Here is a 20528-nt window from a genome sequence, read left to right as displayed (position 1 = left end):
TATACGCGTTCTGCGATGTGTTCCGGATGAACAGGGCAGGCCATGAAAAACCCGCGATGCAGCGGGTTTTTTATTGCCTGCGATTCAATCATTGCGAGGGCGGTGTTTCGAACCCGCGTTGCTCGATCACCCCGAACACATCCCGCACATCCTGAAGCAGTATCCGGGCGATGTTGGTAACGGTGTTGATGTCGTTTTCGGCGTAGTCGGGGAGGCTGGTGCAGGCCATCAGGTCGAGGTAGTGGAGGACGGCATTGAGGCGTTCGGCGACGCAGTTGTGCAGTTCGCGGATGGGGGCCTGGTTGTCGATCAGGAGGACGGGGTAGTCGGTGGCGATTTGCTTCATGGGGATGAAGCGGCGAGGCGGAAGTGGATTGATCATTGGGATTCCTTAGCTCAAGTGACAAGTTGGCCACCGTTTGCTGCGAAACAAATGAGGTGGCAGCCATGCGCGGGTTCGCAGACCGAGGAGCTAAGACTCGGCAGGCCCGAAAGCCTCCCACGCACAGCCGCCATAAAACAGGACACAGGCGAAAATGCCGCGTCGTATTTTGACGATTGTGGACTTAGCACGCCAGGGCTGCGAAACCCTGTCGCCGAGCAATGTCGGCGATGGGCCCACTCTAAGCAGCGACTTTTGATGCAGCAACCGGCCTGTAGGACGCCAATTGAGTCGTTTAGACCAAGCTTGCCACCGAGTCTTGCAACTCGACTCCAATAGAACCGGGCACTGCGTCCTGTCCTAGGAAATCAGCCAAATCGGACTACACCGGTATCGCAACCCAGGCGAGGTCAGCGCCCCTCATCACAAAGCGATAATTCCTACGTATTTTACAGACACCAAAATCCAACGTTCGTCGGATGTCATCCAGCTATCCGCGCATTCGCCTGCCCGTTCCGGCACGGCTGCTAAGCTTCGTCGTTGCAGTGCCCGAGCCCGGTTTGCGGTTCTGGTTGCACCTGTATTCACGGAGTACGACTTCCAATTCTGTCGGCAACCTGCACGGAGGCAGGCGATGGTGATCAAGCACAAGGTCGAGTCGAGTGTGGGCGATGTGCCCGATGCGCTCGATGGCGATGAAATGGAGCGGGTGCTGGCCGCGTTGCTGGCCAGTCCGCTGTTTGCCAAGTCCAGGCGAATGGGCAGTCTGTTGCGTTTTCTGGTCGAACACGACCTGCAATCCACCCCTGTACCGTTGACCGAGCACGCCATCGGCATTGCGGTGTTTCGCCGTGATCCTGCGGTGTATTGCACCGGCGACGATCCGGTGGTGCGCGTGCAGGTGGGGCGCCTGCGTCGAAAACTGGCGGCGCATTACGCAGGCCTTGGCCGCCAGGACTCGGTACAACTGAGCATTCCGCCCGGTTGTTATCGTCTGGCGTATCAGCGGCTGCGGCCCAGAGGGGCTGGCAATCACCCACCGGTGCTGCAAATCCAGCCGTTTGTTTGCATCACGGGTGACGACGACGGCTTTGCGCAAGGGTTATGCGAGGAGTTGAGTTGCCGCTTGTTCGAGTCTTTCGAACAGGAGCGTAGTGGGGCCGGCCATGTGTTGCTGCGGGTGCCGCGCAGCAGCCTGAAAGCCCCGGAGGTCGGACGCGCCGCACGCTTGAGCTTTTGCCTGGAGGGCAGTGTGCGGGTCGAACCGGCACGGGTCCGCGCGTCGCTACGGCTGGTGGAAGTGGCGCAAGGGCGCATTCGCTGGTCGGCGCAATTCGACCGCAATCAGCCTTATGGCATTGCCACCCAGGAGGACTTGGCGGAGTCGATCTGCCGGTCGCTGACCAGCTATTTCGCCAAGGGCGGCATCGACGAGTAAGTGGGGCAACCGCGAGGTTGCCCCGATGTCACCGATTACACGGTTTTCCACTGACCGCCTTCGTAAAGGCGACCTGCGGTGTTATCGAACGTCAGGTCGATTTCGATCGCCTTGGAGCGTGAGGTACTGAACATGGTGCTGGTCTGTACGTTCTGTTCGAACCACACCAGGATGGTTTCGACGGGGGTCAGTACGGTATTGCCGGTGACCACCTGGTCCACGGCCACGTAAATGGGGGTGCTGACCTGGTTGCCATCAATGCCGGTGGACAACTGGTTGATGCCCGGATGGATCGGTGCGTAGTTGTTTACAAAGGTCATGGAAACGTCCGGCCCACCTGTTACAGCAGGGCTGAGCAGGCCGTGTTCATCCAGTGTCGAGGTTTGCCCCAGGCCGATGTTGACGATATTGGTCGAGACCCTGACCTGCACGTTCTCCTTGAACACGTTGGAGGCGAACAGCTGGTATTGCGGTGTCCAGCTGAATTCGTTGTTACTCAGGTAAGCGACATAGGACTGCCAGACGACGTTGTAGTCCGCATTGCCGACTTTCTTGGCGAAGCACAGTTTGTAGCCGGACTTCTTGAGCAGGGTCAGATCGCCCGGGGCGATTTCGATCGTGACGGTTTTTTGCACGGCCGCCAGGGACGATCTCAGGACCCGGCCGTAATCCGATGATTTGAGTTGCGTGGCACCCATGATCGATTTGACGGCATCTTGCACATCATTGTGTAGCTGCTGGCTGCGTTGGCTCACAGCGATTGATTTGCTCATGGTTTCCCTCTTCCTTGGTGGTGTGTAGGTCAATCAGTCAGCGGTGGGCTTCAGGCCGGTCGCTCATTGACGGCTTCACTTTAGGAAAAGGGCGCGGCGGGGCTAAGTGTCTTGGTGTTACAGACGGGTATCGCAGGGGTATCAAACAGTGGCGCAGCGGGGCGACCCGGGGCCGCCCCTGTATGACCTCAGGCGGCCTGCGCGTCGGCCCAGACGAAGCTCCAACTGGTGCGCTTGCCCTTGGCAATCTCGATCAGCTTGTTCTCATACACCGTGTGATTGACCAGGCCGGTGTAGGTAAGGGTTCGGGCCGAGTTATTGCCGGTCACTTCGCCCGGCTTGCCGCCCGACTCGACCATGGCCTTCTTCATATCGGCTTCCGACGGGGCGCTGCTCTGGTTTTTTTCCACTTTGACGAAACTCATGATGTCACCTCTTCCGTGATGGGGATCGGTGCAGGCCGCAGGACCCGTTGTCCCGGACTTTGCGCCGAAGGCCTTACTGTATGGGCCTGCCCGACGGTGCAGAAGTGACAAGCACGGCGTTGAGGTAACAGCTGCGAAACAGCGTGATGCAGTCAAGTGTCGGTGAGGTATCCAAATCCGTAGGAGCCAGGCTGGCCGGCGAAGGCGTTGTCGCTGGCGCCGCATGACGTTAGGCCGCTTTCGCGGGCAAGCCTCGCTCTTACAAGCGCCACCATTTCGTGGGCGTGCCCAATCCGTAGGAGCCAGGCTTGCCGGCGAAGGCGTTTTCATTGGCGCCGCACGACGTCAGGCCGCCTTCGCGGGCAAGCCTCGCTCCTACAAGCGAAGGCGTTTTCATTGGCGCCGCACGACGACAGGCCGCCTTCGCGGGCAAGCCTCGCTCCTACAAGCGAAGGCGTATTCAATGGCGCCGCACGACGTAAGGTCGCCTCAGCGGGCAAGTCGGATCGCTGCACCGCTTGCTGCTGCAGTGCCGCGAAACACCGCGATTTCGAGGACATCATCCGATCCGTAGGAGCCAGGCTTGCCGGCGAAGGCGTTTTTATGGACGCCACACGACGTCAGACCGCCTTCGCGGGCAAGCCTCGCTCCTACAAGCGAAGGCGTTTTCATTGGTGCCGCACGACGTAAGGTCGCCTCAGCGGGCAAGTCGGATCGCCGCACCGCTTGCTACTGCAGTGCCGCGAAACACCGCGATTTCGAGGACATCATCCGACCCGTAGGAGCCAGGCTTGCCGGCGAAGGCGTTTTTTATAGCGTCGTATGACGTGAGGCCGCCTTCGCGGGCAAGCCTCGCTCCTACAAGCGAAGGCGTTTTCATTAGCGCTGCATGATGCAAGACCGCTTTCGCGGGCAAGTCGGATCGTTGCAGCGCTCGATCCTGCAGCCAGGCACATTCATAGCTACCATTCATTTAATCGATATCCATCATTAAAGAATGCAAGTTCTGTTTTTCTGTCATCGGAGGAGGATAGCGTCATAGCTTTCTCGCCATTGAAGGAATCTGAGCGATGAGAATTTCGACCCTGCTGGCTGTAGCTGCCCTGTTGACCGGTGGTCTTGCCGCCACTGTTCCGGCCATTGCGGCCGATCCGTCCTGCCATTTCCTGCCGATCACTGACAGCACCGCCCGCTTGCAGCAGGCGCAGTCGGTGGCGGTGCTTTACAGCGAGAACACCCTCGAAACCCAGCAATACCTTGAGCAGTACCACGCCGTGGCGGTGAAGGGTGCGAAGAATCCTGAAATGGATCCGCAAATCAGCCGCGCCTTCGTCGACAGTTCCGATCCGCAGCGGGCGATCAACGCATTGATGGATTCGTTACAGAAACAATTTGCTTCGGTGACCGTTTACGACAGCCTCGATGCGGCGGTGCAGGCGCATCCCGATGTAGTGGTGATGCTCGATACCTACAGCCGCCTGGTGTCCAAGCGCAACAACCAGGTCGAAGCCCGCTTCATGGCCAAGTTCTATGACGCGAACCTGCAATACATCGGCCAGGCCGAAGGCTCGCGCGCCGAGCAGATGCCGTCGGTGTGGGTGCATGGCAAGGCCGCACCGCAGATTGCCGCGCAAATCGACCGGCAGACCGAACTGCAGATCGACGCGTTGAAGCAGTTTGATGCATCGCTCAAGGCACTGGTGACCGTGGGCCACGGCGAGCGGGTCGCAACCAATTGACGCAACCCGCGTGATCAGCCGTTTACGCCACTCGCAGCCACAACGACACACACAAGCCGCGGCGAGCCCGGGCATCGGTAAAGTCCAGCCCAACCCGCGCCCCGGCCCGATCCACGATGGCCTTGACGATGGAAAGCCCCAGCCCGGATCCCGATTCACCGGTGCCCAGGCAGCGATAGAAGGGGTCGAACACCCGCAGTTGCTCTTCGGCAGGAATGCCCGGCCCCGAGTCCTTGACCTGCAACAGCGCCTCACCCTTGTCCATCACCAGCGACAGGTCGATCCGCCCACCCGGCGGGGTATAGCGAATGGCGTTATCGACCAGGTTCTTCACCACCGCCGTCAGGTCGATGTCGTTCATGAGCACCTGCGCGTCCTGATCGATTTCCACGCCTATATCCAGTTGCTTGCTTTCAGCCAGCGGCAGCAGATCCTCCAGCACATGGCGATAGACGGCACGCACGGACGCCGTCGAGGCCGTGTGCCCGGCGTTCGATTGCACCTTGGCCAGCGTCAACAGCTGGTCGATGAGCTTCCTGCCACGTTCGATGCCCCGGCGTAGCGGCAGCAGGCGTTCACGGGCCGGCGCGGACATTTCGCTGGCCGCCAGGCGCTCGGCTTGCAGCGACAGGGCGGTCAGCGGCGAGCGCAGCTCGTGAGCGGCATCGGCGACGAAGCGGCGCTGGGTTTCCATCGATTGGGCCACGCGTGTCAGCAATCGATTGATCGCTACCACGAAGGGCCGCACTTCCATGGGCAGGTGACGCTCGTCGATGGCCGACAGGTCTTGTTCATCGCGCCGGTCTATATCCGAGCTGAGCGTGGCAATCGGACGAAACAGCTTGCGCACCAGATCGCCCACCACCAGCAGCAATACCGGCAGCAACACCAGAAACGGCAGAACACTGCGCAAGGCGCTGGCCCGTGCGTCCTCGTCGCGGGCGCCGATTTCCTGGGCGACGGCGATGCGCTCGCCTTGCGCGGTGGTCTTGACCAGCACGCGAAACGCTTCGCCGGCCACAGGCACGGTCGACAGCCCATCGGGCAGGGTGGTGGGGAAGGGCAGCGGGGTGCCGGCATCGTCTTCGCCCGATGCCTTGCTGCCATCGGCCAGGTATTGCAGGACGATTCTGGACTCGTCGTCCTCTTCAGGGGCGTTTTCGGGGTAGCTGAGTGTCATGTGCTGGCGGTCGAACAGCCGGGCGATCTGGCGCAGGGTGTCATCCTGCATTTCGTGGGCCTCGTCGAACGCCGACACGTAGGCGAACACGCCGGCCACGACCGCGACAATCAGGATGGCCGTCGAGAGGGCCAGCGACAGCCTGAACTGGACCGATTCGCTCAGGCGTTTTTTGAAACCATCCATCCCATTCCCCTGACATTCTTGATGACATGGCTGCCCAGTTTGCGGCGCAGCGCATGGATCAGAAATTCCACGGCGTTGCTTTCCACCTCATTGCCCCAGCCGTACAGGCGGTCTTCGAGTTCGCTGCGCGAAAGGATCGCACCGGGGCGAATCATCAGGGCCTGCAGCAAGGCGAACTCGCGGCTGGAGAGCAGGACCGCAGGGGTTTGTTCGGTGCTGGCCTCTTTGGAAATCAGGTCCAGGCTAACGATGCCATTGTCGAGCCGCGACAGCGCGTTGCCACTGTGGCGACGCAGCACGGCGCGCATGCGCGCCAGCAACTCCGACATTTCGAAGGGTTTGAGCAGGTAATCGTCGGCGCCGCCATCCAGACCGCGCAGCCGGTCCTCGAGCGTGTCCCGGGCAGTGATGATGAGCAGGGGTACGGGGTTGTTTTGCCCGCGGATGCTGTCCAGGACCTGCAGGCCGTCCTTGCCGGGCAGGCCCAGGTCCAGCAGCACCAGATCGTAGTGCTGGTTCTGCAAGGCGGCCAGGGCGAGCATGCCGTTCTGCACCCAGTCGGCGGCGTAGCTCGCATCCTTGAGGGCACCCTGGATCGCGTCGCCGATCATCGGGTCATCTTCGACCAACAGTATCCGCATGTCCGGCTCCGAAAAAATGAGGCGCGAGGGTGGTGGCCGTCGCGCCTGTATTGAAGCATCTGTGTACGGATTTGTCCGCCGTCGCATCCATGCACCGGGCGACGGCGCGACGGGGTCAGCCTTTCATCGAATCGAAGGCCTTGAGCAGGTCATCCATGCTGGCCTTGCAGTCGGCCTGGACCGGGCTGCCCTTGCGCAGGGCGGACAGTGCGCGGTCGATGGCCTTGTCCACGACATGCCAGTCGGCCGCGGCGCGGGGCTTGATACCGGCTTCGGCTTCGTCCCAGGAGGTTTCCAGGTCCTTGATCCGGGTTTTGGCCCCGGCCAGGTCATTTTTGTCCACCAGGCCGGCGACGTCGGCGGCGATGTTGCGGAACGCCGACAGATCACCCAGCTTCGAACCGGCGGTAGCCTGGCTGCTGGCTGCGCTCGACGTGGCGCCTGCATTGGGTTTGTCGGCAGGCTTGGAACAACCGGCGGCAATGCTGAGCAGGGCAATCGAGGTGACGATGGCGATGTGGCGAATGGCGTTGTGGAAATAGCGCATGACGATTCCTTGAGTGGCTTTTGAATGGATTACTGGGTGACTTGCTTGCGGTTGCCGACGCTGATTTGCGCAACGCTCACCAGGATGACGATGACGCACAGGAACAGCGCGCTGGTCCAGGTGGCACCCATGCCCAGGCCACCGTAGGTCTTGGCCTGGGTCAGCAGGTCGCCCAGGGAGGCGCCGAAAGGACGGGTCAGGATGTAGGCGATCCAGAATGTCAGCACCACGTTGCCGCCCAGGCGCCAGGCGACCAGGGTGGCGGCAATCAACGCACCGAAGATCACGGCGCCGAGGGTGAAGCCCAGGCCCAGTGCCTCGGTGGCAAGATCGCCGGCGGCGGTGCCGAGGGCAAAGGTGCAGAGCACGGTCGCCCAATAGAACAATTCGCGCCGTGGCGTGACGATTTCGCGGATGGACAGGTTGTGCTCGACCCGGTACCAGACCAGGAAATTGACCGCCAGCAGTATCGAAAAGACCACCGTGCTGGTGTAGAGACTGACGTCCAGCATGTCGGTGAGGATGTCGGTGATTTGCGTGCCGACGATGCTCACCAGGACCACGGTGAGCCAGTAGATCCACGGGGTGTAGGCTTTGGTGCGCATTTGGCATGTCAGGGCGATCGCCAGCAGGACGGCCATGCCGATGCTGGTCCAGCCTGCGCCGAAACCGGCGTCCACGGCGAGGAAGTCGGCCCCGGTTTCACCCACCGTGGTGGACATGATCTTGATGACCCAGAAGGACAGTGTCACTTCGGGCACCTTGTTGAGCCAGCCGGCTGTAGTGGGGTTCATCTCGGTCGTTCTCCTTTTCAGCGCCGTTATGTGCGCAGGAGAAAGGCTACCGGGTGAAACTTAGCCGGGACTGAGGGATGGCAAACCCGGCAATCAGGTGTGCATCAGCGCGATCGCAAACGAGACCACGACCATGCAGGCAAATGCGAAATTGATATTCATGAAGTTTCCATCCAATACATGAGCGACGGTGCCATTCTGAACAGGCCGTCGGCAAATGAATAATTCGGCTTCATGATTTGAAAGATCGAAACAATTGATATCGGGCGGTTTGTGTTTGTGTTGCAGCTTGGATAATCTCGCGCAAAGGCGCAAATTCATGCAAAACCATGCATAAAAACAGGCGATACCATGCACGACCAGCACACGCAAACCGAACTCCCGCAACTGCGTCGACAGAAAATTCTCCTGATCCTGGAGCGCGACGGCAAGGTCATGGCCTCCGGGTTGAGCCAGCACTTCGCCGTGTCCGAAGACACCATTCGCCGGGATCTGGCGGAACTGGCCGAGGCAGGCCTGGTGCAGCGGGTCCATGGCGGGGCGCTGCCGCGACCCAGGGACACCGGCAAGGATTACTTCACCCGTATCGGCGAGACCGATGAAGTGAAAACACAACTGGCGCAACGGGCGGCCACGCGGGTCGAGAACGGGCAGATCGTGCTGTTCGACTCCGGTACCACGACCTTGCAGATTGCGCGGTCGTTGCCGTCGGACATTCGCATCACGGCGGTGACCGCATCGCCCATGACGGCCATTGCCTTGTCCGAATACAAAGGCATCAAGGTGATTCTGGCGGGCGGCCAACTCAACCCGGCGACGCAATCGGCCGGCGGCCATGAAACCCTGCGTTTGCTCGCGAGCATCAAGGCTGATCTGTTGTTCACCGGCGTTTGCGCGATTCACCCGCAAATCGGCATCAGCTCCCTGCATTTTGATGAAGTGCCGGTGAAACAGGCGATGCTCGACAGTGCGGCCCAGGTGATCGCCGTCACTACGGCGGACAAACTGGGCGCGGTGGAGCCGTTCGTGGTCGCTCCCTGTTCGCGCCTGCACACACTGATCACCGAACGCCATGTGGCCTCGGGCAATATCGACGATTACCGTGCACTGGGAATCGAGGTGGTGCAGGTGAACGCCTGAGCCGGCGCCCTGCATTCCAGACCCGCATTCATATCTGCTAGCCTTCGCTTCTTTGCCCGACGCGCATCCCGGCCCGTCGGGCGCTGCCATCGAGACCCCAGCATGCCAATGTCAACACTCGACCCTCTGGATATGGACATCGTCCGCGAACTGCAGGAGGACGGTCGCCGCGCCTTTCGCGAAGTCGCCCGCAATTTGTCGGTGCCCGAGGCCACCGTACGCACGCGGGTCAAGCGTATGCAGGACCAGGGCATTTTGCAGATCCTGGCGTTCACCAACCCGGCCAAGCTCGGCGATGCGAAACTGGCGCTGTTGTTCGTGAATGTCGGCCCTCAGGATCACGAGCGGGTGGTCGACACCCTCGGGCGCTGGTCGGAAGTCAGTTACCTGTCCACCACCATGGGCACCGCCGATATCTGCGTGCAGGTGCTGTGCCGTGACAACGACGCACTGTGGCGCCTCAAACAACGCATTCGCGCACTGCCCGGGGTCGAGGAAGTGCGGATGATGCAAGAGGTCAAGGTGCACAAGATCCGTTTCACCATTCCGGGGGCTGACCTGGAGTTGTGAGGGGTGCAGTGATTGGTTGAACCCTCCAGATTGTTGGTGACTTCCCCCGACGCCATCGCTGGCAAGCCAGCTCCCACAATGACCGGGTCGGCTGCAAAATTCATGTACGCCACTAAACCTGTGGGAGCTGGCTTGCCAGCGATGGGGCCGTCAGATTCGGCCTCGATGCTCGTTGACGGTACGCATTAAGACCCTGCGATAAACGGTCTTGTTTCCCTCTTATCCATTTGCGACAACCCTTGCGCACCCCGTCGGCGCATTCGATCGCCTCTTCCTGCCCTGAAACCCTCATCCCTCAAGGCCTGCGTTCCTGAACGCGGTGTCGGTGTGTTCGCGCCATAAAAATGCATCGCGTATCTTGTAGCGACATAATCTGCGCAATGCGCAATTTCAAAGTAAAAAACAGATGCTAATGCGCAACAAAGGTGATTAATATTGACTCATCGCAAGTTGTCACAAAAAAATAGCGAATGAGGGTCAACGCCATGCACGAGAGCACCAACGACCACGCGTCGAACCAAGGCTTTGAAAAAACCATCCGCTGGTGGGATGGCGTTGCCATCACCCTCAGCTTGCCGGCAGCGCTGTTTGTCGGGCTGGGTTATTCCATGGGCGCCATCGGTGCCTGGGCGGCGGTGGCGCTCTGGGCCACCATCGCTGCGGTCGCTGCGCTGCATAACTGGGTGTATTCGGAAATGGGCGCGATGTTCAGTCACAAATCCGGCGGCATCGCGTTGTACGCCAACGAAGCCTGGAGCAAACGCTTCCCGGCACTGGGGCCGCTGGCGACTTACGCCTACTGGTTCGCCTGGGCCACGGCACCGGCGATCTGGGGGTTGGCGGTCTCGCAGATCCTCACCGAGCAGTTCTGGCCCAACGCGACCTATGTGCTGGACCTGGGCCTGATCCAGCTGGATCTGCCCAAGTTGATTGCCCTGGGCGTGGCGCTGCTGTCCTGGGCGCTGAGCATGATCGAACTGCGCTTCACCATGATCCTCATCACCCTGGCGGGCGTGCTGCTGATGATCCCGGTGGTGATCTTCGGCAGCGGCGCGTTCGCTTCGCATATGTGGAACACCTCGACCTTCACCTGGCGCATTCCCGGCGGGCTGGAAGGGTTGCGCACCGTCATGGCGTGGCTGTTCGTCATGGCCTGGTCGGCCTATGCGGTGGAAGCGGCGGCCTCGTTCATTCCCGAGTACCGCGACACCGTGCGTGATACCCGTAAAGCCTTGCGCGTTTCGGCCTTGATCCTGTTGCTGGTGTTCACCCTGACGCCGTTGGGACTGGCTGGCCTGCTGGGCGAACAGACCCTGGCCAACTCGCCCAACGGCTTCCTCCAGGCCGGCGCGCTGGCCCTGCTCGGCGGTGGCGCGGCCGCGATGACGCTGGTGTTGATCGCCGGCATTCTGGTGCTGTCGGTCATGGGCACCGCCGATGCGGCCCGCGCGCTTTACCAGAGTTCTTGCGATGGCCTGACTGTGCGCCAGTTCGGCGTCCTCAATCGTCAGGGTGTACCGGCCCGCGCGGTGACCGTGCAACTGGCGATCAACGTGGCGCTGGTGCTGTTTGTCGGCAATGCCCTGGCGGTGATCGTCGCCGGCAACGTCGGTTATGTATTGGCGCACTTGCTCGCGGTCGCCGGCTTCGTGGTGCTGCGCAAGGACCAACCGGATACGCCAAGGCCGATTCGCCTGCCGCGACGCTGGATCGCCATCGCCTCGGCCTTGGCGGTGTTCGACGGCTCGATCCTGATCGTCGGCATCACCAGTGCTTCGATCACCGGTTACGGCGGCTACAAGGAAGTCGGCATCGCCATCGCCGTCCTCGCCATCTCCCAGGTCATGTACCGACTGCGTCGGATGCAGGACCGCTCGCATCCGCAACCTGCGCATCCGTAACGCCGGCGCACCGGCAAGCCACCCACGCATAACAACGCAATAAAAAAAGGAACACCCAATGACTATCGACAATGGGTTTGGCCTCGCCTGGCCGAACCGTAGCCCCGTGGCCGTCTCCCTGACGTTCGATGTGGATGGCGAAGCCGGTTTTCTCGGCGACAGCCCGACGTTTGCACGCCGCCTGACCAGCCTGTCGGAAGGCCGCTTCAGTGTGAATCGCGGCGTGCCACGGATCCTCGAACTGCTGGCGCGGCACCAGATCAAGGCCTCGTTCTTCGTGCCGGGGCACACCGCCGAACACAACCCCTGGCTGGTCGAGCAACTGCTGGAGCTGGGCCACGAAGTCGGTCACCACGGCCATCTGCACCTGCGCAGCGACAAGGTCTCGGCGCAGGAACAGATCGATGAAATGGAGCGCGGGCTGGCCGCACTCGCCAATGCTGGCGCACCGAAACCGGCCGGTTATCGTTCGTCGTCCTGGGAGCTGACCCCGGAAACCTTCGAGCTGATCATCCGGCACGGCTTCAAGTACGACTCCAGCTGCATGGGCGATGACCGTCCCTACATCGAAACCTGGAACGGCCAGTCGATCGTCGAGCTGCCGGTGCACTGGTCGCTGGATGACTGGCCGATGTTCGGCTGGAGCATCGACAACGGCGGCAACTACACCCACCCGCGCACCCTGGTCGATGTGTGGCTGGCCGAGTACGAATCGGCGCGGCGCGACGGGCGCCACACCAGTTTCACCATGCACCCGGAAGTGATCGGCCGCGCGGCGCGCTTTGCGCAACTGGAGCGCTTTGTCGAGCGCCTGGTCAGCGATGGCGATGTCTGGTTCGCGCGACTGGATGAAGTGGCCGCACATGTGACGCCGTATCTGGAGAAAACAAGATGACTTACGTATTCCGCTCCACCGTGACCGATCCGCAGGGGCGTGGCCGCGAATTCGGCGAATGTCATGCGGCGCAAATCAAGGCCTCGGTGCAGGCCTATCGCGGGTTGTTCGAACGTCACGCCAGACAGTCCGTGGACCTGTTGCAACTGGGGGAACAGGCGCTGGCGCAAATCGAAGCCTTCGCGCCGCCCCTGCATGCGGAAATCCTCGGCATGGCCGCAGGGGCAGGGCTCGATGCCCGCGAGCTTGGCGCGATCAATGCGCGCACGGAGATCCTCGCGTACCTCGGCGCTCAATTGCGCGGTGAGTGTTCCACCGTCGTGCATCTCGACCCGGCCCTGCCGATGCCCATCACGGTGCAGACCTGGGACTGGTATTCGCAGTTCGCCGGGCAGTGGCTGGTCTGGGAGATCCCCCACGCCGACGGGCGTTTGACCACCACCGTGACCGAGTACGGCATCGTCGGCAAGATCGGTGTGAACAAGGGTGGCCTGGGCGTGCACTTCAACATCCTGCACCACCGTGCGGACGGCCAACGCATCGGCGTGCCGGTACACGTGGCCTCGCGCTGGATGCTCGACAGCCAGAGCGATATCAACGACGCGCTGCAATTGCTGGCGGCTACGGATTTCTCTGCCTCCAGCGTGCTCACAGTCGTCGCCGCCAAAGGAGGGGAAAGCAGTGCGGTCTCGGTCGAGCTTTACCCTGAAGGCCCGGCGTTCGTATTCCCGGGCGCCGACGGTCTGCTGGTGCACACCAATCACTTCCTCGATCCGCGTGCCGCACTCGGCGACACCGAGTGGCGTGTTTACCCCGACACCCTGTTGCGCCACGACACCCTGACCCGACGCCTGGCCAATCGCCGCGACCTTAGCGCCAGCAAGATCATCGCCGCGATGGACAGCCACCTGGGCAGCACCGGTGCCGTGTGCTGTCACCCGGACCCCAACAGCAGCGCCGACCAGTACCAGACCCTCGTCACCGTCGCCATCGACGTGCTCGCCGGCACCCTCCAAGCCTTGCCGGGTGGGCCTTGCGCCCGCTCTCACCGCTGATCAAGACAACCAGGAGATCAATCCAATGCTCAAACTCAAACGCATCGACAACATGGACATCCTCACCAATGACGTCCAGCGCCTGGTGGACTTCTACCACGGCACCCTGGGCCTGGGCTTCTTCCTGCCCTACGTGGCCGAAGAACGCTGGGCCGCCATCGAGATGGGCAACCTGACCCTGTATCTGTTCCACACCGAAAACCGCGCCCCGGTGGAGCGCCGTACCGCCGTGAACCTGGAAGACGCGCCGGGTTTCGACTCGTTTGCCTTCGAGGTGGAAAGCCTCGATGACGCCATGGCGCACCTTGAAGGCAAGGTCGAGTGGGTCACCGCCCGGCCCATCGAATGGCAGCACCCGAACGGGACTCACTACCGCTACCGCCCGATGTTCGATCCGGACGGCAACATGCTCTACATCACCGAACCGCACAAAGTCTGAAAACCGCACCCGGAGAACAACAAAAATGACCGTTTCCGTCTCGACCCGGCATGCCCGTGTCGCACCGCAGAACGTACTGGACCTGGCGCCTGAAGCGCAGAAATTCGCGGGCCGCGTGGCCCTGATCACCGGTGCCGGCCGGGGTGCCGGCCGCGCCCACGCGCGTTTGCTGGCCGCTCGCGGTGCCGCGGTGATCGTCAACGACATCGATCCGGATGTCGCCCAGGCCACCGCCGCCGACATCGTCGAAGCCGGCGGCAAGGCCATCGCCATCGCCTGCGACATCACCGTCAAGAGCAACGCCGAAAGTCTGATTGGCAAAGCCGTGGAGCACTTCGGCCAGCTCGACATCCTGGTGCACAACGCCGGGATGATGTACTCGCTCACAGGCCTTGAAGACACCGACGACGCCAACTTCAACCAGTTGCTGGCCATCAACGTTCACGCGCCCTTGTACCTGACCCGCGCCGCGCTGCCGGCCTTGCGCCAGAGCAAGGCGCCACGGGTGATCTTCATCAACTCGCAATGGGGCCAGGTGCCGGACGGCCATTCCTACGGCTACATGGTGTCGAAGACCGCGCAGCTGGGCCTGATGAAAACCATGGCCAAGGAGTTTGTGGGGCAGGGAATTCTGGTCAACGCCATCACCCCCGGCGCCATCCTGACGCGCATGGTTCCCGAGGAATACGTCGAAGGCGAGAAGGCCAACATCCCGCTGGGGCGCCTGGTGCACCCCGAGGAAATCGCTGCCGCCGTGGCGTTTCTGGCCAGTGATGAAGCGGCCTTCGTCAGCGGCCAGGTGCTGGCGGTGAACGGCGGTGCGCTGGTTGTCGGTATCTGAGTTTCAGCCTGATCGAGGATAAGAACATGAGTGTGAAAATGACCCAGCGCCAACGTGCCGAAGCCGCCATGCGCCGCCAGTGGTTCCCCGTGGCGCGCAGCGTCGACCTGCAAACCCCGCAATCGGCCACGCTGCTCGGCGAGCGGCTGGTGGTGTACCGCACCGAGTCGGGCCAGGCCGTGGTACAGGACGCCCGTTGCCCCCATCGCGGTGCGGATTTTGCGCTCGGCAAAGTGCACGGCGAGAGCATTGCCTGCCCGTATCACGGCTGGCGCTTTTCGGCCGAGAACGGCCAGTGCAACCATGTGCCGTCGCTGGCCGATCAGTGCAAGATCCCGCCCCAGGCATCGATCAAGACTTACCCGGTGATCGAGCGCTTCGCCCATGTATGGACCGTGCTGGAAGACCCGGTGCAAGACCTGTACGACCCGCAGCAATGGCATGGCATCGACTTCCAGTGGCTGGCCGCCGAGCCCCTGCATTCGCCGACCGGCGTGGCGGTGGCCATCGAGAATTTCCGTGACGTGGCGCATTTTCCGTTCGTGCATTTCGTCTCCATGGGCCCGAGCCCGCACATCGTCGAACCGCTGAAGGTGCGTCGTGAGGGCCTGGACGTGATCATGGAGCGGCCGCTGGATGCCGGTGAAGGGGAGTGGGCCAACGACGGCGATTGCATGATGTTCTATCACTGCGCAGCGCCGGGCCTGGCCACCATCACCTACGACTACGAACGCCTGGGCAAGCGCATCGTCGCCGGTTTCCCGTCGCCGGTGGCCTATGACGAAGTGAAGATCTTCTGGGGCGTGGCCAATGCCGTTGACTTCAAGGGCGCCGACCTCGAGGAAAACCTGCGCATCGAAGAGATGGTCTACCTGGAGGACATGCCGATTGCCGCCGGGATCTTCCCGCGGGAAATCGACTGGGACGGGGTGTACGTCGAGCACTCGGTGCCGGCGGATCTGTTCACCCTCAATTACCGTCGGGCGTTCCGCGAGTTCATGGAACGTGCAGTGCCCGAGGCTTCCAATGCCCAGGGGCAACGAGGCGTGGCATGAGCCGCGCGGGCGACAGCAGGGAAGTGCTGGTCAGCGGCATGCGCCTGGAGGCCGAGGGTGTAATGTCCCTCGAACTTCAGGCCCTGGGCGGTGAGCCGTTTGCACACTGGCAGGCGGGGGCGCACATCGATGTGCACCTGCCGTCGGGGATCGTTCGCCAGTATTCGTTGTGCGGCGATCCCGAGGACCTGCGCCATTTGCGCATCGCGGTGTTGCGTGAAGAAAAGGGCCGCGGTGGCTCGCGGGAAGTGCACGACAGCCTGCGGGTCGGTCAGGTCATCCGTATCGGCGAGCCGCGCAATGCCTTTGCCCTGGCACCGGCAACGTCCTATCAATTCGTTGCCGGCGGCATCGGTATCACACCGATTCTGCCGATGATTCTGGCGGCGGAGCGGGCCGGTGTGCCGTGGCATCTGGTGTATGGCGGTCGTTCGCGGCGGTCGATGGCGTTTCTGGAGTTCTTCGTGCCGCGTGCCGGTGAACACGTGGAAATTCTCCCGGCCGACGAGTTCGGTCTGTTGGATCTGCAGCGCATTGCCGCGCGCAGTGCGGCGGGCGCCGAGACATACAGCTGCGGGCCGGGCGTGCTGCTTGACGCCTTGACCGCGCGCTTCGCCGAGCAGGAGCTGCAAGGGCGTCTGCACCTGGAACGCTTTGCCGCCGCGCCCCTCGCGGCGACAGCGGGCGAGGGTGATCTGACGGTCATTCTGGCGCGCAGCGGTCGGGAAATTGCCGTGCCTTCCCACTGTTCGATCATGGCGGCCTTGCGCGAGCACGGCGTCGATGTGCCGTCGTCCTGCGAGCAGGGTGTGTGCGGCATGTGCGAAACCCGGGTGCTCGACGGTGAAATTGATCACCGCGACATGCTGCTCACCGACAGCGAGCGGGCGCGCAACAACCTGATGATGGTCTGCGTGTCCCGGGCGAAATCGGCCAGGCTGACGCTGGACCTATAATCACATTTCGTTCTCCTGTGGGAGCGAGCCTGCTCGCGATTGCGGTGTGTCATTCAACAAACATGTTGCCTGATACATCGCCATCGCGAGCAGGCTCGCTCCCACAGTGTTCCGGGGTGTTTACAAACCACGTGAACGCCACAAAACCTTGTGAGAGCGAGCCTGCTCGCGATCGCGGCGAATCAAACGACATCTTTGTTGAATGACACGCCGCCATCGCGGGCAAGCCCGCTCCCACAGTGTCCGGGGTGTTTACAACGCACGTGAACGCCACAAAACCTGTGGGAGCTGGCTTGCCAGCGATGGCGTCCTGACTGACGCTGAAGGAGTCATTTAACAAGACATCAAGTCAGTTGCTCCCACAGGTATGTGCGTCACTTCAACCAAGGAAACCTTCGCTCATGCTTTCCCTCTGCATTCTCGAAACCGATCATCTGCGACCCGAACTGGTCGATGAGTTTCACGGTTACGGCTACCTGTTCCAGCGATTGTTCGAACGTCAGCCGATCCCGGTGCGTTGCAGTGTGTTCAATGTGGTCGACGGCCACTATCCAGCCGATACGCAAACATTCGATGCTTATTTGATTACGGGCAGCAAAGCCGATGCCTTTGGCGATGCGCCGTGGATCGAGGTGCTGCGCAGTTACCTGCTGCAACGCTACCAGGCCGGTGACATGCTGCTGGGGATCTGCTTCGGCCACCAGATCCTGGCCCTGGTGCTGGGCGGTGAGTGTGGCCGTTCGGATCGAGGCTGGGGGCTGGGTGTGCATCACTATCAGTTGCTTGAGCACAAGCCGTGGATGACACCGACGCGGGACGGGTTCGATTTGCTGGTGTCGCACCAGGATCAGGTCAGCGTCTTGCCGAAAGGGGCACAACTGCTGGCGTCGAGTCCGTTCTGTCCGCTGGCGGCTTATCAGGTGGGCAAGCAGGTGCTGTGCTTCCAGGGGCATCCGGAGTTTGTCGAACCGTATGCGCAGGCGCTGCTGGATTTGCGCAGGGAGGTCTACGGGGAGGATCTGTATGGCCAGGCCACGGCCAGTTTCCGTCAGGGCAATGACGGTGCATTGATTGCGCAGTGGATGTTGCAGTTCGTGACCTGGTCCTAATCCTTTGGCCGATCGTTCCCACGCTCTGCGTGGGAATGCCTCAATGAACGCTCTGCGTTCGGCATTGGACTCTGGGACGCGGAGCGTCCCCGGCTGCATTCCCACGCGGAGCGTGGGAACGATCAAAACCCCAATTCCTGTAGGAGCGAGCATGCTCGCGATGGTGGACGCTACACCGCGGGGTATCAGGTGCCCCGCGTTATCGTTGACGTCCATCGCGAGCATGCTCGCTCCTACAGGTCAGGTCAGGTCAGGTCAGAGCTTGATCCAGGTCGCCTTGAGCTCCGTGTATTTGTCCAGTGCGTGCAGCGACTTGTCTCTCCCGTTCCCCGATTGCTTGAAACCGCCAAACGGGGCGGTCATGTCGCCGCCGTCGTACTGATTGACCCACACGCTGCCGGCACACAAGGCTTTGGCCGTGAGGTGGGCCCTGGACAGGTCGGCGGTCCAGACGCCGGCGGCCAGGCCGAAGGGGCTGTCGTTGGCGATCTGGATGGCCTCATCTGGCGTGTCGAAGGTGATCACCGACAACACCGGGCCGAAGATTTCCTCCTGTGCGATGGTCATGGCGTTATCGACACCGTCGAATATCGTCGGTTGCACGAACACGCCGCCGCTGTCTTCCATGACCCGTTGTCCGCCGCACACCAGTGCCGCGCCTTGATCATGCCCGGCCTGTATGTAGCCCAGCACCGTTTCCAGTTGCTGGTTATCGACCAAAGCGCCGACCCGTGTCGCCGGGTCCAGCGGATGCCCCGGTTGCCACTGGCCCAAGGCCTCGACCAGCAGCGGCATGAAGCGATCCTTGATCGAGCGCTCGATCAGCAGGCGTGAGCCCGCCGTGCACACTTCGCCCTGATTGAACGCGATGGCGCTGGCAGCGGCTTCGGCGGCTGCCTTGAGGTCGGGTGCGTCGGCAAACACGATGTGCGGGCTCTTGCCGCCGGCCTCCAGCCATACCCGCTTCATGTTGGATTGGCCGGCATACACCATCAGTTGTTTGGCGATCCGTGTGGAACCGGTGAACACCAGCGTGTCGACGTCCATGTGCAAGGCCAGGGCCTTGCCGGCGGTATGCCCCAGGCCCGGCAGCACGTTGAGCACACCCTTGGGCAGGCCGGCCTCAAGGGCCAGTTGCGCCAGGCGAATGGCGGTCAACGGTGACTTTTCCGAAGGCTTGAGGATCACCGAATTACCCGCCGCCAAAGCCGGGCCGAGTTTCCAGCAGGCCATCAGCAGCGGGAAATTCCACGGCACGATGGCCGCGACCACGCCAATCGGTTCGCGCGTCACCAGCCCAAGCTGATCATGGGCGGTGGCGGCGATTTCGTCGTAGACCTTGTCGATGGCCTCGCCATACCAGCGGATCGCCCGTGCGGCACCGGGTATGTCGACCGTCAGCGCATCGCTGATCGGCTTGCCCATGTCGAGGGTCTCCAGCAGTGCCAGCTCCTCGGCGTGCTCCTCCATCAGCGCGGCCAGGCCAAGCAAGACCGCCTTGCGCTCGGCCGGTGCCCGGCGCGACCAGGTGCCCGCTTCGAACACCTGCCGTGCGCTGCGCACCGCAAGGTCGGCATCGGCCTCGTCGCAACTGGCGATCTGGCCCAGCACACGCCCGTCGATGGGGCTGATGCATTCAAACGTCGCGCCGCTTGCCGCATCGCGATACTCGCCATCGATGAAGGCCTGCGTCGCCGGCGACAGGCGGGCAGCGCGTTGTTCCCATTCATTGCGGGTGGCAATGGTCATGTTGCGTTCCTCCTCAATGAATGACTCAGCGCAGGCGCTCAAGCATCTGGTAGTACCACATGCCGGCGGCCAGCATCGGGTTGCCGAGCAGGTCGCCCATGGGCACGCGGATGTGCTGGCACGCGGCGAAGGTGTCGAACTGCTGGAGCTGGCCGGTGATCGCGCGGCCCATGATTTCGCCCATGATGTGGGTGGTGGCGATGCCGTGTCCGGAGTAACCCTGGCAATACCAGACGTTGTCCGAGAGCTTGCCCAGTTGCGGGATGCGGTTGATCACGATGCCCATGGCGCAACTCCACTGGTAATCGATGGCCACACCCTTGAGCGCCGGGAACGTCTGCTCGATGCACGGGCGCAGTTCGGCGGCGATGTCGCGCGAGTCCTTGCCGCTGTAGTTGGCGCCGCCACCGAACAGCAGGCGTCCGTCGGCGGTCAGGCGGTAGTAGTCGAGCACGAAGCGGCAGTCATAGACCGCGAGGTCTTCGGGGTTGATCTGTTTCGCCAGGTCGCCCAGCGGGGCGGTGGTGACGATGCCGCCCATGGCCGGGAAAATCTTGCCCTTGAGCTGGCCCGGTTCCAGTTTGTGATAGACGTCGCCCGCCAGCAGCACCTGATTGGCGTCGCCGCCAGCGGATGATTGCGATGCACGGCCAGCACCAGCGGATCGCTACCGAGCACCCGGCGAATCAACCGTGCATCCTCAAGCAACTGCG

General features: G+C 62.1%; 22 protein-coding genes and 2 pseudogenes. 12 read left to right on the top strand and 12 right to left on the bottom strand.

The features are described 5' to 3' along the window. Nucleotides 1–88: 88 nt before the first annotated feature. Complete coding sequence (locus ACQKP2_RS23945) at nucleotides 89–382, bottom strand: fructose-bisphosphate aldolase (RefSeq protein ID WP_427580037.1); 294 nt, start codon at nucleotides 380–382, stop codon at nucleotides 89–91. 634 nt (nucleotides 383–1016) lie between these two features. On the opposite strand from ACQKP2_RS23945, the gene ACQKP2_RS23940 reads away from it, so the two are divergent. Next, nucleotides 1017–1820, top strand: a complete 804-nt coding sequence (locus ACQKP2_RS23940) for a hypothetical protein (RefSeq protein WP_427580035.1) — start codon at nucleotides 1017–1019, stop codon at nucleotides 1818–1820. Between the two features lie 35 nt (nucleotides 1821–1855). Here the strand turns inward: ACQKP2_RS23940 and ACQKP2_RS23935 are convergent, their stop codons facing one another. The 3 genes from ACQKP2_RS23935 to ACQKP2_RS23925 all read right to left on the bottom strand — a co-directional run bounded on the left by ACQKP2_RS23935 (nucleotide 1856) and on the right by ACQKP2_RS23925 (nucleotide 3991). Then, complete coding sequence (locus ACQKP2_RS23935; RefSeq protein ID WP_427580033.1) at nucleotides 1856–2593, bottom strand: hypothetical protein; 738 nt, start codon at nucleotides 2591–2593, stop codon at nucleotides 1856–1858. Nucleotides 2594–2781: 188 nt separating this feature from the next. After that, nucleotides 2782–3018 carry a hypothetical protein gene (locus tag ACQKP2_RS23930; RefSeq protein ID WP_427580032.1) on the bottom strand — a complete coding sequence of 79 codons (237 nt, stop codon included), beginning with the start codon at nucleotides 3016–3018 and terminating at the stop codon, nucleotides 2782–2784. A 697-nt stretch (nucleotides 3019–3715) separates the two neighbouring features. After that, nucleotides 3716–3991: a hypothetical protein gene (locus tag ACQKP2_RS23925; RefSeq protein WP_427580031.1), complete on the bottom strand. Its 276-nt coding sequence runs from the start codon at nucleotides 3989–3991 to the stop codon at nucleotides 3716–3718. A 97-nt stretch (nucleotides 3992–4088) separates the two neighbouring features. Here ACQKP2_RS23925 and ACQKP2_RS23920 point away from each other — a divergent pair, with 97 nt between their 5' ends. Then, nucleotides 4089–4757 carry an ATPase gene (locus ACQKP2_RS23920; protein WP_427580030.1) on the top strand — a complete coding sequence of 223 codons (669 nt, stop codon included), beginning with the start codon at nucleotides 4089–4091 and terminating at the stop codon, nucleotides 4755–4757. A 22-nt stretch (nucleotides 4758–4779) separates the two neighbouring features. Here the strand turns inward: ACQKP2_RS23920 and ACQKP2_RS23915 are convergent, their stop codons facing one another. The 5 genes from ACQKP2_RS23915 to ACQKP2_RS23895 all read right to left on the bottom strand — a co-directional run bounded on the left by ACQKP2_RS23915 (nucleotide 4780) and on the right by ACQKP2_RS23895 (nucleotide 8477). Further along, the gene (locus tag ACQKP2_RS23915; protein ID WP_427580028.1) at nucleotides 4780–6123 is read right to left on the bottom strand and encodes a sensor histidine kinase; all 1344 of its coding nucleotides are present in this window, start codon (nucleotides 6121–6123) and stop codon (nucleotides 4780–4782) included. Then, nucleotides 6099–6764 carry a response regulator gene (locus tag ACQKP2_RS23910; RefSeq protein ID WP_427580026.1) on the bottom strand — a complete coding sequence of 222 codons (666 nt, stop codon included), beginning with the start codon at nucleotides 6762–6764 and terminating at the stop codon, nucleotides 6099–6101. The genes ACQKP2_RS23915 and ACQKP2_RS23910 overlap by 25 nt, the downstream gene beginning before the upstream one ends. A 115-nt stretch (nucleotides 6765–6879) precedes the next feature. Beyond that, a complete protein-coding gene (locus ACQKP2_RS23905; RefSeq protein ID WP_427580025.1) occupies nucleotides 6880–7311 on the bottom strand; it encodes a hypothetical protein in 432 nt (143 codons plus the stop codon). 29 nt (nucleotides 7312–7340) lie between these two features. Beyond that, the gene (locus ACQKP2_RS23900; protein WP_427580023.1) at nucleotides 7341–8105 is read right to left on the bottom strand and encodes a hypothetical protein; all 765 of its coding nucleotides are present in this window, start codon (nucleotides 8103–8105) and stop codon (nucleotides 7341–7343) included. 93 nt (nucleotides 8106–8198) lie between these two features. Next, entirely contained in the window at nucleotides 8199–8477 is a 279-nt protein-coding gene (locus tag ACQKP2_RS23895; RefSeq protein WP_427580022.1) for a hypothetical protein, read from the bottom strand. Between ACQKP2_RS23895 and ACQKP2_RS23890 the strand changes: the two genes are divergently transcribed. From ACQKP2_RS23890 to ACQKP2_RS23845, 10 genes are all read left to right on the top strand, one after another. After that, nucleotides 8457–9245 (top strand): DeoR/GlpR family DNA-binding transcription regulator, encoded by a 789-nt coding sequence (locus ACQKP2_RS23890; RefSeq protein ID WP_427580021.1) that lies wholly within the window; start codon nucleotides 8457–8459, stop codon nucleotides 9243–9245. The two genes, ACQKP2_RS23895 and ACQKP2_RS23890, sit on opposite strands and share 21 nt — an antisense overlap. Nucleotides 9246–9347: 102 nt before the next feature. After that, the gene (locus ACQKP2_RS23885; RefSeq protein WP_427580020.1) at nucleotides 9348–9815 is read left to right on the top strand and encodes an Lrp/AsnC family transcriptional regulator; all 468 of its coding nucleotides are present in this window, start codon (nucleotides 9348–9350) and stop codon (nucleotides 9813–9815) included. A gap of 485 nt (nucleotides 9816–10300) precedes the next feature. Further along, on the top strand, nucleotides 10301–11716 hold the full coding sequence (locus ACQKP2_RS23880; RefSeq protein ID WP_427580018.1) for an APC family permease: 1416 nt from the start codon (nucleotides 10301–10303) through the stop codon (nucleotides 11714–11716). A 58-nt stretch (nucleotides 11717–11774) separates the two neighbouring features. Then, nucleotides 11775–12611 (top strand): polysaccharide deacetylase family protein, encoded by an 837-nt coding sequence (locus ACQKP2_RS23875; RefSeq protein WP_427580016.1) that lies wholly within the window; start codon nucleotides 11775–11777, stop codon nucleotides 12609–12611. Then, nucleotides 12608–13666 (top strand): C45 family autoproteolytic acyltransferase/hydolase, encoded by a 1059-nt coding sequence (locus ACQKP2_RS23870; RefSeq protein WP_427580015.1) that lies wholly within the window; start codon nucleotides 12608–12610, stop codon nucleotides 13664–13666. Before ACQKP2_RS23875 ends, ACQKP2_RS23870 begins: the two co-directional genes overlap by 4 nt. Nucleotides 13667–13691: 25 nt before the next feature. Then, nucleotides 13692–14105 (top strand): VOC family protein, encoded by a 414-nt coding sequence (locus ACQKP2_RS23865; protein ID WP_427580014.1) that lies wholly within the window; start codon nucleotides 13692–13694, stop codon nucleotides 14103–14105. Nucleotides 14106–14130: 25 nt separating this feature from the next. Beyond that, a complete protein-coding gene (locus tag ACQKP2_RS23860) occupies nucleotides 14131–14946 on the top strand; it encodes an SDR family NAD(P)-dependent oxidoreductase (protein WP_427580012.1) in 816 nt (271 codons plus the stop codon). 26 nt (nucleotides 14947–14972) lie between these two features. Further along, nucleotides 14973–16001: a Rieske 2Fe-2S domain-containing protein gene (locus ACQKP2_RS23855; protein ID WP_427580010.1), complete on the top strand. Its 1029-nt coding sequence runs from the start codon at nucleotides 14973–14975 to the stop codon at nucleotides 15999–16001. After that, nucleotides 15998–16957: a PDR/VanB family oxidoreductase gene (locus ACQKP2_RS23850; RefSeq protein WP_427580008.1), complete on the top strand. Its 960-nt coding sequence runs from the start codon at nucleotides 15998–16000 to the stop codon at nucleotides 16955–16957. Before ACQKP2_RS23855 ends, ACQKP2_RS23850 begins: the two co-directional genes overlap by 4 nt. Before the next feature lie 401 nt (nucleotides 16958–17358). Beyond that, nucleotides 17359–18066, top strand: coding sequence for an amidotransferase (locus tag ACQKP2_RS23845; protein ID WP_427580006.1), 708 nt, complete (start codon nucleotides 17359–17361; stop codon nucleotides 18064–18066). A 255-nt stretch (nucleotides 18067–18321) separates the two neighbouring features. Here ACQKP2_RS23845 and ACQKP2_RS23840 read toward each other — a convergent pair whose 3' ends face one another. From ACQKP2_RS23840 to ACQKP2_RS23830, 3 genes and pseudogenes are all read right to left on the bottom strand, one after another. Then, nucleotides 18322–19815: an aldehyde dehydrogenase gene (locus ACQKP2_RS23840; protein WP_427580004.1), complete on the bottom strand. Its 1494-nt coding sequence runs from the start codon at nucleotides 19813–19815 to the stop codon at nucleotides 18322–18324. Between the two features lie 25 nt (nucleotides 19816–19840). After that, nucleotides 19841–20437 (bottom strand): annotated as a pseudogene (locus tag ACQKP2_RS23835) (NAD(P)/FAD-dependent oxidoreductase); the annotation flags it as partial. Nucleotides 20438–20439: 2 nt separating this feature from the next. Further along, a pseudogene (locus ACQKP2_RS23830) lies at nucleotides 20440–20528 on the bottom strand (LysR family transcriptional regulator); the annotation flags it as partial.

This window comes from Pseudomonas sp. NPDC089569 (genome assembly GCF_050280625.1).
Taxonomy (GTDB): domain Bacteria; phylum Pseudomonadota; class Gammaproteobacteria; order Pseudomonadales; family Pseudomonadaceae; genus Aquipseudomonas.
The sequence above is the reverse complement of the archived record's forward strand: the minus strand, read 5'-3'. Positions and strand labels throughout refer to the sequence as shown.